Origin of the sequence: Bartonella sp. AP30XZML, from assembly GCF_042195945.1 — a bacterium.
Lineage (GTDB): Bacteria > Pseudomonadota > Alphaproteobacteria > Rhizobiales > Rhizobiaceae > Bartonella.
Genome location: NZ_JBHIPJ010000057.1, coordinates 1 through 12,569 on the forward strand (window position 1 = coordinate 1; position 12,569 = coordinate 12,569).

13 protein-coding genes are annotated in these 12,569 nt (G+C 38.7%); 7 read left to right on the forward strand and 6 right to left on the reverse strand.

The genetic code is table 11. The annotated features are described in order from the left end of the window. Positions 1 to 63 precede the first annotated feature (63 nt). The 7 genes from ACFIL2_RS04375 to ACFIL2_RS04405 all read left to right on the forward strand — a co-directional run bounded on the left by ACFIL2_RS04375 (position 64) and on the right by ACFIL2_RS04405 (position 5,628). A complete protein-coding gene (locus ACFIL2_RS04375; RefSeq protein ID WP_208436711.1) occupies positions 64 to 207 on the forward strand; it encodes a TrwH protein in 144 nt (47 codons plus the stop codon). Continuing rightward, positions 204 to 905: a virB8 family protein gene (locus ACFIL2_RS04380; protein WP_375680491.1), complete on the forward strand. Its 702-nt coding sequence runs from the start codon at positions 204 to 206 to the stop codon at positions 903 to 905. The genes ACFIL2_RS04375 and ACFIL2_RS04380 overlap by 4 nt, the downstream gene beginning before the upstream one ends. Positions 906 to 918: 13 nt before the next feature. Then, positions 919 to 1,725 (forward strand): P-type conjugative transfer protein VirB9, encoded by an 807-nt coding sequence (gene virB9 / locus ACFIL2_RS04385; protein ID WP_375676957.1) that lies wholly within the window; start codon positions 919 to 921, stop codon positions 1,723 to 1,725. Continuing rightward, the gene (gene virB10, locus ACFIL2_RS04390) at positions 1,725 to 2,882 is read left to right on the forward strand and encodes a type IV secretion system protein VirB10 (protein ID WP_375680500.1); all 1,158 of its coding nucleotides are present in this window, start codon (positions 1,725 to 1,727) and stop codon (positions 2,880 to 2,882) included. Before virB9 ends, virB10 begins: the two co-directional genes overlap by 1 nt. Next, on the forward strand, positions 2,857 to 3,918 hold the full coding sequence (gene virB11, locus ACFIL2_RS04395) for a P-type DNA transfer ATPase VirB11 (RefSeq protein WP_375634367.1): 1,062 nt from the start codon (positions 2,857 to 2,859) through the stop codon (positions 3,916 to 3,918). Before virB10 ends, virB11 begins: the two co-directional genes overlap by 26 nt. Before the next feature lie 1,258 nt (positions 3,919 to 5,176). Next, on the forward strand, positions 5,177 to 5,353 hold the full coding sequence (locus tag ACFIL2_RS04400; RefSeq protein ID WP_375618303.1) for a hypothetical protein: 177 nt from the start codon (positions 5,177 to 5,179) through the stop codon (positions 5,351 to 5,353). Positions 5,354 to 5,376: 23 nt separating this feature from the next. Beyond that, a complete protein-coding gene (locus tag ACFIL2_RS04405) occupies positions 5,377 to 5,628 on the forward strand; it encodes a hypothetical protein (RefSeq protein WP_375680492.1) in 252 nt (83 codons plus the stop codon). Between the two features lie 1,596 nt (positions 5,629 to 7,224). Here the strand turns inward: ACFIL2_RS04405 and ACFIL2_RS04410 are convergent. The 6 genes from ACFIL2_RS04410 to trmD form a co-directional block, all read right to left on the reverse strand. Beyond that, positions 7,225 to 8,004, reverse strand: a complete 780-nt coding sequence (locus tag ACFIL2_RS04410; RefSeq protein ID WP_005774220.1) for a succinate dehydrogenase iron-sulfur subunit — start codon at positions 8,002 to 8,004, stop codon at positions 7,225 to 7,227. Between the two features lie 14 nt (positions 8,005 to 8,018). Beyond that, positions 8,019 to 9,863, reverse strand: a complete 1,845-nt coding sequence (gene sdhA, locus ACFIL2_RS04415) for a succinate dehydrogenase flavoprotein subunit (RefSeq protein WP_375636535.1) — start codon at positions 9,861 to 9,863, stop codon at positions 8,019 to 8,021. Between the two features lie 6 nt (positions 9,864 to 9,869). Beyond that, complete coding sequence (gene sdhD / locus ACFIL2_RS04420) at positions 9,870 to 10,256, reverse strand: succinate dehydrogenase, hydrophobic membrane anchor protein (RefSeq protein ID WP_375612246.1); 387 nt, start codon at positions 10,254 to 10,256, stop codon at positions 9,870 to 9,872. Between the two features lie 18 nt (positions 10,257 to 10,274). Next, the gene (sdhC, locus tag ACFIL2_RS04425; protein WP_375639816.1) at positions 10,275 to 10,676 is read right to left on the reverse strand and encodes a succinate dehydrogenase, cytochrome b556 subunit; all 402 of its coding nucleotides are present in this window, start codon (positions 10,674 to 10,676) and stop codon (positions 10,275 to 10,277) included. A 470-nt stretch (positions 10,677 to 11,146) separates the two neighbouring features. Beyond that, complete coding sequence (gene rplS / locus ACFIL2_RS04430) at positions 11,147 to 11,587, reverse strand: 50S ribosomal protein L19 (protein WP_375639817.1); 441 nt, start codon at positions 11,585 to 11,587, stop codon at positions 11,147 to 11,149. 209 nt (positions 11,588 to 11,796) lie between these two features. Further along, complete coding sequence (trmD, locus tag ACFIL2_RS04435; protein ID WP_375612244.1) at positions 11,797 to 12,495, reverse strand: tRNA (guanosine(37)-N1)-methyltransferase TrmD; 699 nt, start codon at positions 12,493 to 12,495, stop codon at positions 11,797 to 11,799. Between the last annotated feature and the right edge of the window lie 74 nt (positions 12,496 to 12,569).

Consider the following 12,569-nt stretch of genomic DNA (forward strand, 5'->3'; position numbering starts at 1 on the left):
CAAAATTATAATAATGACAACAAATATCAGAATGTATATAACAGTAAAAAGAGTCATATTAAAATGAAAAATATCATTCTTATAATTTTGATTGCAAACCTTTTATCGGCTTGTGCATTAGCACCAAAGCTAAAACAGCCTAATGATAGAAATCGTGTGCCTATTAATAAAACAATCCCTGCCGAAATCAAGCGAGGAGACAGATGAAAACAAAACAAGCAAAACCAGTGAAAGCCGAACAACTTAGAAGTTATTATGAAGAAAGCCGTGGCTTAGAACGTGATCTTATCAATGAATTTATAAGGTCGCGCAAAACGGCATGGCGTGTTGCGAGTACTGTGGGTCTTTTTGGCTTATTCGGTATGATATGTGGAATTGTTGGATTTTCTCAACCAGCTCCAACTCCCTTAGTATTGCGCGTTGATAATACGACGGGTGCAGTTGATGTTATCTCAATCATGCGTGAACACGAAGAAAGCTATGGTGAAGTTGTAGATAGATATTGGCTAAACCAATATGTGCTTAACCGCGAAACTTACGACTACGATACTATTCAACTGAACTATGACACAACAGCACTTTTAAGTGCGGCATCTGTTCAACAAGAATATTATAAAATCTATGATGGAGAAAATGCACGGGACAAAGTGCTTTCCAACAATGCACGTATCACAGTTAAAGTACGATCAATCCAGCCTAATGGACTCGGTCAAGCAACTGTACGTTTTACGACTCAGCAACTTGACAGCAACGGTGCTGCTACTGGACCAAAACAGCACCAAATTGCAACAATTGGTTACACCTATGTTGGTGCACCCATGAAATCATCTGATCGATTGCTTAACCCCCTTGGTTTTCAAGTAACAAGTTACCGTTCTGACCCAGAAATACTGTTGAATGATTAAGGAATTGATTGTTATGAAAAAACTTGCGTTCGTTGTTCTATTGTCTTCGTTTTCTTCTCTTTATACGGTACCTGTGCAGGCGCTCAAAAGTCCATCAAATTCACAATATGATCATCGCATTCGCTATATAACATATAACGAAGCCGATGTGGTTCAAATTGAAACAGTTCTTGGTGTGGCAACACATATTATTCTTGAAGAAGGTGAACAGTACATAACTCATGCCTTTGGCGATTCTGAAGCCTATGCCTTTGCTCATAAAGGGCGGCATATTTTTATTAAACCAAAAGCAGAACTTGCCAATACCAATCTCATCGTTGTAACCGACAAACGGAGTTATAAATTCCGACTACAATTTCGGAATGACCGTGCGGGATCAACATATGAATTGGCTTTCCATTATCCCGATTCAAACGATGAAAAGTCAAAAGAAAACAATCGACGCCTTGCGATTGAACGTGGTTTTCACCAAAGCGTCAACGGCTATAATCTCAGTTATACCATGAGCGGTCACCAAGATATTGCTCCGATAAATGCTTGGGACAATGGGCGTATTACTTACTTCAAATTTCCCGCTAACATGGATATGCCATCGATTTATGTCGTAGATGCTGAAGGCAATGAAAGCTTAATACCACGCACCGTTATCGGCAGTTCTAATGATATTATCGCCGTTCATAAGGTCAATCCTAAATGGCTCATACGGCTTGGTAAACGCGCTCTAGCTGTTTTTAATGAAGCCTATGACCCCAATGGCGTACCAAACACAACAGGGACAGTATCTTCGGTGGTTTATCGTATCAATAAAGGAGGAAAATGATGTTTGACAATAAGGAAGGAGAGGGAAAAGGTACAAAACTGGACAACGTCGAACAAAAACATATTGAAGGTACCTATGGAGGGTCCGAACTAGGTTCTGAACGTCGTCCAACAATTCCAGGTACCCGTGCATTGTTAATGGTAGGACTTATTGTCATAGTAGCGATACCGATTGCCTTGACTTGGAAAGCTTTTAAAATGCGTAATACCGTAGAAGTTGAGGAAGAAAAACCACAACGAATAGTACAGCAAATTATACCAAACTATGTCCCTCGAATTATAGAAGAACCAAAGATTGTAGAAGAAGCAGAAAAATCAACACAAATAGAAGATTCAAACTTGGATATTCCACCGGCCTTGAGTAAACTTCTTCAAACAGCCATTCCTCCACATATGCTCCAAGATTCTGAAGAATTAGCACGCAAACGTATGCTCAGTTCTAGCCTTAACAACGGTGGTAGCGAAGGATCTACAGATACAAATAATAAAGCATCGAATAATGATAGAGGTAATGGCGTATTATTTGATAACCTTCAGCCCGTGCGTTTAGGTCAATCACATGCGATGCAACTTCGTAACCGTGACTTTTTGATTACACAAGGAACGCAAATAGATTGTACGTTAGAAACAAAAATCATTACATCACAACCCGGAATGACGACGTGTCATTTAACACGCGATATTTATTCCACGAGTGGACGTGTTGTTTTGCTTGACCGTGGTTCTAAAGTCGTTGGTTTTTACCAAAGTGGCATACAACAAGGACAAACGCGCGTGTTTGTGCAATGGTTACGCATTGAAACGCCTTCTGGTGTTGTTGTCAATCTTGACTCACCAGGCACAGGTCCTCTGGGTGAAGCGGGTATTGGTGGCTGGGTTGACAGACATTTTTGGGAACGATTTGGTAGTGCAATTATGGTAAGCATTATCGGTGATTTAGGAGAATGGGTAAGAGGAAAAGTTGGTAAAAGCAGCAAAGAAAATAAAGATAACTCACAAAATAAAGGAGCTCAGAATGCTGAATCTATAGCAATCGATGTTCTTCAGAATTCCATCAATATCACACCAACACTTTACAAAAACCAAGGCGAACGAGTAAATATTTTTGTTGCTCGTGATCTGGATTTCAGCGATGTCTACAGTCTCGTCACACGTTAACCCGATACAAAAAGATCAAGCAGTTTTTCAGCTTCTGCAACCGCTTGATTGTTTTTTAGAAGATCCCACGATCACTGAATTATCGATTTGCCGCCCCTGTGAAGTATGGACGAAAAGCTTTAAGGGTTGGCAAGTACATAGCGTACCAGAGTTAACAACCACTTTTTTGCAAACGCTTATTACAGCTATTATCGTTTATAACGGTATGGCTCCCAGAAGTATTAATTATGTGCTCTTGCCTGGTGGGCAACGTGGTACAATTATACAAACACCAGCTGTTGTTGATGGTGCTCTTTCCTTTGTAATTCGTAAACATTCTCTCATAGTTAAGACGTTAGAAGAACTCAAAGAAGAAGGGGCTTTTGACGATTTTTCTGATGTAAGTTTTAATAAGCCTTCAGCAAAAGAAGCCAATAACTTGTTATCGAGGCAGGACTTCACACGGTTGGAACCATTTGAAGTTCAACTCTTACAAAGTAAACGTGAGGGAAAAATTCTTGAATTTTTGGAAAAATGCGTCCTTCACAAACGCAACATTATTATCGCAGGCAAAACAGGATCTGGTAAAACAACATTTGCTCGCTCTTTAATTGAAAAGGTCCCTGTAGAGGAGCGTATTATCACAATTGAAGATGTTCATGAGCTTTTTCTACCCAATCATCCCAATCATGTACATATGATTTATGGTAACAATGTAGGCCGTGTTTCAGCTGAAGAATGCCTAGATGCGTGTATGCGTCAGTCGCCTGACAGAATTTTTCTCGCTGAATTGCGAGGCAATGAAGCATGGGAATATCTCAATTCGCTCAACACTGGTCATCCCGGATCGATTACAACAACGCATGCCAACAGCGCTTTGCAAACATTTGAGCGATGTGCCACCTTGATTAAAAGATCAGAAATTGGCCGGCAACTCGAGTTAGAAATGATAAAAATCGTTCTCTATACAACAGTTGACGTAGTGTTGTTCTTTAAAGATAGAAAACTCTCTGAAGTCTTTTACGACCCGATTTTTGCTAAATCAAAAATCGCTTAAGGGGAGCTTCCTCTCTCGGTAATATGAAGCAAACAAAAATAGCCGTAACTAGTTGTTACGGCTATTTTTTTAACTTTTCCTATTCTCTTTGCTTCTCCAATGGATTTTCTACACTCTTCATGAAGAAAAAAAGTTAATAGACAACAACTCTACGAGAAAACCAAATTATACATAAGGCTCTCTTTATTCTCTTGCCTTTGATCATTCTTTCCATTTACCTTTTGAAAAAGTATCTTTGATGCAAAAAAGAAAAAATAGCTGCAAAATAAATATTTAAACAAAAGAAAAGAATAAATTTTGATTCGCCTATCAATGAAAGCTTCGTAAAATAGGTACTTTCGATCATCATAAATAATTATCGTCATCAAGACCAAAACTTATCGTTTTAAAATTCTAAGCGCTATTTTCAAGTGATTAATAAATATGTTTTTTAACCAAACAATCTCCAAATACGGAAAACCTCATACGAAATAAATTATCATTTCAATTTAGCATCCATAAACCACATTCTATTTGGTAATAAAAAGTATAGTGGCATATCAACGTCTTCTTCGGACGAAGAAAGATTCTTAACCTCCAGTTGTTCGTAAACAACCAAATTTCTCTTAAGCAAGCTTTGCTAACCATATCACGTGGCTTATGTCCCTCTCCTAAAGACGATATCCATAGATTACATAAGGTAAGCTCTACTCTGAATATTCCTGCTCTCTTCTCTGCACCTCAAAAAGAAAAAATTCCTAAAAGCACAGATCTACAATCACTCTTCTTAAGATGCATCACATTGTCTTATAAAGAGTGTTCATTATTTTGCGTGTTGGATAAAAGATCTTAATACCGTAGGATTCTCTCATTTCAAAGCTGTTTATTAACCAAAACCATGTCTCTTGCACATTATAAGTAAATAAAGCCGTATAGAATGAAACTGTACAAAAAGCACTAAAAATGCCTTTTATAAACCATCCAAAATGCCCAAAATTGTCACAATATTGGGAGTTTGCAAAGTGTCTAATGGCGTCCAACTTGCTCTTTTATGAAGTGTAAAAATGGAGATGCTCTATAAATTTTATATTATTCATCGGGGCTTTACCATTATACCATCCACGAGCTCTGTAGTGAAATAAGCTTAGGCACCTTAAAGAAAGGTTTCTTAAAAACAAGCGTGTAAATTGACAAGCAAAGTGTATTTGGTTCGGGGCGTTCTGTTTTACATAAAGGTTTTGATCTTATTAAAGAACGAGAGAAACAAAAGCGTGAAGCAATGCGTAATCTCTATTATTTAAAAGACATTACTCTAGATGCTTTTAAAAGTCGTAAAGCAGAATTTAAAAATGATGCTAAAAATGGAAACTGGTTTGCACCTTTACAGCTTCATATTCTCCTCAAATTAGGAGGCTGTATAGCGACTTTCAAAGATTACGCCAACAGAGATACATAATACTCTTAACTCCCATCTGATAAGTGAAAGCTGCAACAGCAAAAGCTCTTTTAGAAAAACAACGCCATAAAGTCATTAATAAACCGACAATGAATTGGAGAAATGTTCCAGATTTTTATCAAACACTCTGCAAAACAACAATAATGATACAACTGGCTTTGCATCTGCTTATTCTTACAGGTGTTCGTACCCATCTCTTGCATCAATTCGTGAAGATCAGATTGAAGAGGATATATGAACAATTCTTGGCTCGAGAATACGAACGGTTTGCGTGATACTACAGGAGATTTCGCATGCCATTATGATCACAAATATTAAAAATTTTAAAATAAGCACGCTTGTTTTTTCGCAATGATTTCTGTTTTCTGTAACCGGTCGTAGTCCTTATTAATGTGAATTTCCTATCACAGTATATAAGAGAGATTAGACTAAAAACCTGTCCACGTAGATTTCGCTCTCATTTACGTAATTGGCTAACAGACTCCACCTATCACACCTCAAAGGACGAAGCCTCTTAACACGCAAACTAATCTGCAAACAATCCGCCCCCTCGCCTAGCAGATTTCACCTTCTAACCACTCTAATTACCACATCCTAAATACGATAGTGTTTTATGGCACAACAGAATAAATACCAAAACAATGACTGATTATACCGTTAATACTTGGACACCTCTTTTTCATGTTAAGAAATATCTTTTATGCTGAAAAATAAAAAACACTTTTACTGCTTAAACAACTTTCTTAGGCATACATACAAGAACAATGAAATACCCTAACATAATAAATAAGATCTAAACCTAGAAATCTCTATTTTTTTATAGATAAAAACATATAAAATCAAAACCTCCGAAACTCGTCAAAATACAACATATTTTCTTTGATTATTGAATTTATTCAACTCAAACGAACCTACAAACACCGCTTATTCCACATTCGCAACATGTGTTCTTAGAATTCTTACTATCGTTTTCTAAATTTTTAGAGAAACCTATAAATTTGCTATTTTTCAAACGTCTTATCTGCTCTTTAATGAATTTAAATCTATGACGTTACAATAATTTTAAATTACTTCCCCCTGAACTGTATGATCTATCTCTACAATAGATAGGGATTTTACGTTCTCCATTTTTTAAGAACTATAAATTTTGTTTTTTAATGCTATTAACAATCCAATCTTTAAAATAAAAAATATGACCTTTAAATATATAAATGATGTTATCAAAAATTCCTAATCCTGAATATTCGCAATGTTTTCGATATTATAATAAACGTATCGTAAAATGACAAACTGTCATAATGATCACTTCTTTGTATTTCATATGAATAATTTACATGCGTTATAATATTTGTATCATCATTTATTTTTTGTGCTATATTTATACAGAGTGATCTTTTTTATAAAAAATGATCAATTGAATCTGCGTCAAAGTATAAATTATGATGCGAATTTAATAAAAATAAAAACACATGGCATATTGATTTTATTGTTTTTACATAGAACGCTATTTAAAGTATAGTTTACTCGAAAGACTAATGCCTTTTTAAAGGCAATAATAACTATACTAACCGCCTTATAGAAGCCAATAAATTTTTAGAGATTAAGCCTCAAAGAGGCACAAAAAACACGCACAATTTTCTATTTTTCTTTTTACTGTTCATTAATCGGTTAATTTTCAAAGATAATATTCAACTATGAGTTTTCTGCTCAGCCATTGCAAGAATTGCTTAAATTTTTAGGGATTACTTCACTTTTAGAATGATGATAGCTACTGCGCCCCCATAAGCAGCCGATCTTCTTTTAGAGATTTAATTGCTAAAAGGAGATACAATTTCCCACCTTGCGCTTTATTTTGATCAATCAGTAAATTTTCAAAGGCGGCGTTCAACCATGAGTTTTTTAATTTCAGCAATCGCTTTCGCTGGATTTAATCCCTTTGGACAAGTTTGCGCACAATTCATAATCGTATGGCAACGATAAAGGCGGAAAGGATCTTCTAAATTATCAAGACGTTCACCACACATCTCATCACGTGAATCCGCAATCCAGCGATAAGCTTGAAGCAAAACAGCGGGCCCCAAATAACGATCACCGTTCCACCAATAACTTGGACATGAAGTCTGACAACACGCACACAAAATACATTCATAAAGGCCATCGATTTTTTGGCGATCGGAGTGACTTTGTAACCATTCTTTTGCAGGTTCAGGAGAAACTGTTTGCAACCAAGGCTCAATGACTCGGTGTTGTGCATAAAAACGCTTTAAATCAGGAACCAAATCTTTAACAACCGGCATGGAAGGCAACGGATAGACCTTAATGGGATGTTTTACATCATCCATCCCTTTGGTACAAGCTAATGTATTGGTTCCATCAATATTCATCGCACATGAACCACAGATGCCTTCACGGCATGATCGACGAAGTGTCAAAGTTGGATCAATATGGTTTTTAATAAACAAAAGCCCATCAAGAATCATAGGACCACAAGCAGAACGATCCACATAATAAGTATCTAAATGAGGATTTTCCTCATCATCAGGCGACCAACGATACACGTGAAATTCCGTCAGCTTTGTAGCACCTTCAGGTTTAGGCCAAACCTTTCCCGGTTTTACTTGAGAATTTTTGGGAAGCTTAATTTGTACCATATTTCATTCTCCCCTTAATAAACCCGTTTTTTAGGTGCAATGCGCTTTAAATCGATCCCACCATCAGCTTCAGATGTTAACGGGTCCACATGGACAGGTCGATATGATAATGTCACCTTACCCTCTTTTGACAAATGTGAAATCGTATGTTTACGCCAGTTTTTATCATCACGCTCTGGATAATCTTCACGAGCGTGAGCGCCACGGCTTTCTGAACGTGCTTCGGCAGAATGAACAGTCATGATTGCATTCGCCATGAGATTTTCAAGCTCTAATGTTTCAACCAAATCAGAATTCCATATCAGAGAACAATCTGTGACTTTGAGATCCGACAATTCCCCCCAGATTTTATTCATCCGTTGACATCCCTGTTTCAAAGAATCTTCTGTACGGAAGACTGCTGCATCTTCTTGCATCGTGCGTTGCATTTTTTCACGCAATACAGCTGTTGGTATTGCCCCTTGTGCAAAACGTAAACGATCAAAACGCGCTATAATTTCGTCAACAGCTTCTTCATTGATGGGTGGAATTTCTGCATTCCGATCAATAACTTCACCCGCGCGAATGGCAGCAGCACGACCAAACACCACAAGATCAATTAATGAATTTGACCCCAAGCGATTAGCACCATGAACAGAAGCACATCCTGCTTCTCCTACCGCCATCAGCCCTGGTTGAATACGATCAGGCGAATCAGCCGTTGGATTGAGAACTTCCCCGTAGTAATTGGTAGGAATCCCACCCATATTATAATGAACCGTTGGCAAGATGGGGATAGGCTCTTTTGTTACATCCACCCCTGCAAAAATCCGTGCTGATTCTGAAATCCCTGGTAAACGCTCATGCAAGATTGCAGGATCAATATGATTGAGAACCAAATGAATATGATCCTTCTTAGGTCCAACGCCACGCCCTTCACGAATTTCAAGTGTGATACAACGCGAAACCAAGTCACGTGAAGCCAAATCCTTAAAGGAAGGTGCATAACGCTCCATAAAGCGTTCACCTTCAGAATTGATTAAATAGCCTCCTTCACCACGAGCTCCTTCTGTAATTAAGCAGCCAGAACCGTAAATCCCTGTCGGATGGAATTGCACAAACTCCATATCCTGAAGTGGCAATCCAGCGCGTGCGATCATTCCACCACCATCACCCGTACAGGTATGCGCCGATGTCGCAGAAAAATAAGCGCGTCCATAACCACCGGTTGCAAGAACAACCATTTTGGCAGAAAAACGATGTATTGTACCATCATCGAGATTCCATGCCACAACCCCCGTACAAACCCCATCCGTCATGATGAGATCGAGTGCAAAATATTCAATAAAAAATTGCGCATTATGCTTTAAGCTTTGTCCATAAAGCGTATGCAAAATGGCATGGCCTGTACGGTCAGCTGCTGCACAAGTACGCTGAACAGGTGGACCTTCACCAAATTGTGTCGTATGTCCACCAAAAGGACGCTGATAAATTTTGCCTTCTTGCGTTCGCGAAAAAGGAACGCCATAATGTTCTAATTCATACACAGCAGCAGGAGCATTACGCACCAAATATTCCATTGCATCGGTATCGCCCAACCAATCAGAACCTTTCACGGTATCATATAAATGCCACTGCCAATTGTCAGGTCCCATATTTGAAAGCGATGCAGCAATTCCCCCTTGTGCTGCAACCGTATGTGAGCGCGTTGGAAAAACCTTCGTAATACAAGCTGTCTTTAATCCTTGTTCTGCCATACCCAGTGTCGCACGTAATCCTGCACCACCTGCCCCAACAACAACAACATCAAATTTATGATCCACAGTGCGATAAGGGGCGTTACCTGCTTTAGCACCCAGAGATGATCCTGTACCCGCCATACTTGTTTAACCCCCTAATGCAATTTTCAAAAGAGAAAAAATAATGATACCACCTATGAGAAAACAAAATAAAATATTTAACGTCAAAAAGAATATCCGAAAACCTTCACGTGGAATATAATCTTCAATCACTACCTGCATACCAAGTTTCATATGATAAAGGACCGAAAAAGTCATCAATCCCATCAAAATAGCAACAATAGGATGTGCAAGTCTTGCACGCACAATACTATAATCCTTGCCCACAAGCGAAAGAATAAGAACAATAAAAAATATCAAAAGTGGTAGATTGATAAACCCCGTCAAACGTTCTAGCCAAAAATGCTCTGTTCCTTCATGAGCACTGCCACGCCCCCGTACTTTTCCAAGTTCCGTTCGAAAATCTTTTTTCATGTCTCTTTTCACCCCCAGCTAAACAACCGTATATCCAATAATCCAAATCGCAAAAGTAACAATAAGAGAAATAAAAACTGTCGCCCAAGCAGTGACTGTTGCCTTTTCTTTTGCCAAAAAGCAAGGCTTCAGATCCCAAACAATGTGGCGAACACCACCAACCATGTGATGAACCCCTGCCAAAGTATAAAGAAACAAAATACACAATCCAAACCAAGAACTATAAATTTCGTAAACTGTTCTAAATGTCTCCTCGCCACACGCAATAGCAATTAACCAAACAGCAAGAAAAACCGTTCCAACATAAAGTGCCATACCCGTAATGCGGTGTGCAATGGACATGGCCATAGTAATTGTCCAACGATAAATACTTATATGAGGGGAACGAGGGCGCTCTTTTATCCTAGTTGTCTCTATCATAAAATATCCTGACCTGGTTTTTGCAACCGCAATGAACGAGAAAGTTCGCGCAAAACGACTAAACATACTCTCTCGTTTTTACTTGTTTGGCATCTCAAGATACCGATATTACAGGTCGGTTGTCTCAAATAACGGATTAAAGGTCACGCATAAAAAAACCGATTACTCTCCGGATATGATCCGCAAAACTCGCCTTAATCTAATACACTTTTATCTTCACGTCAAAGGTCTAAAATCTTTTCCAAATATAAACAGACATTTTTTCAGATTAAACTTATCCTTTTGAGTATCCACGATATATGCAATGGTCTCTTAAATTGCACCCATGATTAAGAATAAAAAGAGGAAAAATTGATAGATTAAACATTTTTATGTCCCCTCCAAGCCTTTTAAAAGGCAAAACGAATCAAGAAAGACACAAATAAGCGGCATAAAAGCCGCTTTTGCATAAAGTTTAGCCGATATAATCTTTACTCAGAAACTTGCTTTTCAACATCTGTGCTGACAGATGCTGCTTCTACTTTCTCAACAACCTTTTCAGCTTTTTTCCGATAATCTCTCTTTTCAGCGATACGCGCAGCTTTACCTCTCAAGCCACGCAGATAATAGAGTTTTGCACGGCGCACTTTACCACGGCGCACCAGCTCAACACCTTCAATCAAAGGAGAATAAACAGGAAATACCCGTTCCACCCCTTCACCATAAGAAATCTTGCGTACTGTAAAGGTCTCATTCAACCCACCGCCTGAACGCGCAATACAAACACCTTCATAAGCCTGAATACGCGTCCGCGTACCTTCCGTCACACGCACCATGACACGGACTGTATCTCCTGGCTGAAATGCTGGAAATTGGCGCTTTTCTTCAATTTTTGCACATTGTTCAGCTTCAAGCTGTGCGATAATATTCATTTCTTTTATCCTTCATGTTCTTTATCGAACAGTCAGAGCGCTCAACTCTTACCAAAAAAGCCTTTATTAAGAATAAGGAGCTCTTTAGGCTATGTCTTACACAGGAGCGAATACACCATTCCTTCATTTTAATTTTGGAACTACAGAAAACCTTTTATAAAAAACTCTCTAAAAAGAGAGCCATGCAATACACCACCTTATCATATGAATCAAGTTTTCTGATGATTTTTATTATAACGCGCATAAAGATCAGGGCGACGTTGACGTGTTAACAATTCGGCTTGGCTTTGACGCCAATCTGCGATCGCTTTGTGATGACCTGAGAGCAATACAGGCGGAATACCCCGCCCTTCGAAAAGAGAAGGGCGGGTATATTGCGGATGTTCCAGCAAGTCATTTTCAAAACTTTCACACCTTGCAGAAGCTGCATTCCCCATCACTCCAGGCAGAAGACGTATAATAGCATCTAAGATAACCAATGCAGCTGTTTCACCCCCTGAAAGAATATAATCACCAATAGAAACTTCTTCTAATTCTCGTGCTTCTATGACTCGCTCATCAACCCCTTCAAAACGTCCACAAACTAACGTTACACCCGTATCACGAGCCAAGCTATGCGCGTAAGCTTGGTCAAAAGGGCGTCCACGTGGACTCATCAACAATCTTGGCGAATCCTGTGGACAGCAATCAAGAGCAGCCGCCAATACATCCGCCCGCATTACCATACCAGCTCCCCCACCAGCAGGTTTATCATCAACGCTATGGTGTTTGTCTAAAGCAAAATCCCTAATCTGTACCGTCTCCAGTGACCAAATTCCACGCTCTAAAGCTTGCCCTGCTAAAGAATACCCTAAAAAACCAGGAAACATTTCAGGATAAAGGGTTAAAACGCGCGCCTGAAACTTCATTTTATTTCTTATCCTTATTTTCTTAAACAGACTCTTAATAGCAAAAATAGCACAAACAAGACTTTTAACGCTAT

Excerpts from the sequence above, each read along its gene's own strand:
- ACFIL2_RS04410 (WP_005774220.1), bottom strand. The coding sequence starts at position 8,004 with ATGGTACAAATTAAGCTTCCCAAAAATTCTCAAGTAAAACCGGGAAAG.
- trmD (WP_375612244.1), bottom strand. The coding sequence starts at position 12,495 with ATGAAGTTTCAGGCGCGCGTTTTAACCCTTTATCCTGAAATGTTTCCT.
- virB10 (WP_375680500.1), top strand. The coding sequence starts at position 1,725 with ATGTTTGACAATAAGGAAGGAGAGGGAAAAGGTACAAAACTGGACAAC.
- sdhD (WP_375612246.1), bottom strand. The coding sequence starts at position 10,256 with ATGAAAAAAGATTTTCGAACGGAACTTGGAAAAGTACGGGGGCGTGGC.
- ACFIL2_RS04375 (WP_208436711.1), top strand. The coding sequence starts at position 64 with ATGAAAAATATCATTCTTATAATTTTGATTGCAAACCTTTTATCGGCT.
- rplS (WP_375639817.1), bottom strand. The coding sequence starts at position 11,587 with ATGAATATTATCGCACAGCTTGAAGCTGAACAATGTGCAAAAATTGAA.
- ACFIL2_RS04380 (WP_375680491.1), top strand. The coding sequence starts at position 204 with ATGAAAACAAAACAAGCAAAACCAGTGAAAGCCGAACAACTTAGAAGT.
- virB9 (WP_375676957.1), top strand. The coding sequence starts at position 919 with ATGAAAAAACTTGCGTTCGTTGTTCTATTGTCTTCGTTTTCTTCTCTT.
- virB11 (WP_375634367.1), top strand. The coding sequence starts at position 2,857 with ATGTCTACAGTCTCGTCACACGTTAACCCGATACAAAAAGATCAAGCA.
- sdhC (WP_375639816.1), bottom strand. The coding sequence starts at position 10,676 with ATGATAGAGACAACTAGGATAAAAGAGCGCCCTCGTTCCCCTCATATA.
- ACFIL2_RS04400 (WP_375618303.1), top strand. The coding sequence starts at position 5,177 with ATGCGTAATCTCTATTATTTAAAAGACATTACTCTAGATGCTTTTAAA.
- sdhA (WP_375636535.1), bottom strand. The coding sequence starts at position 9,863 with ATGGCGGGTACAGGATCATCTCTGGGTGCTAAAGCAGGTAACGCCCCT.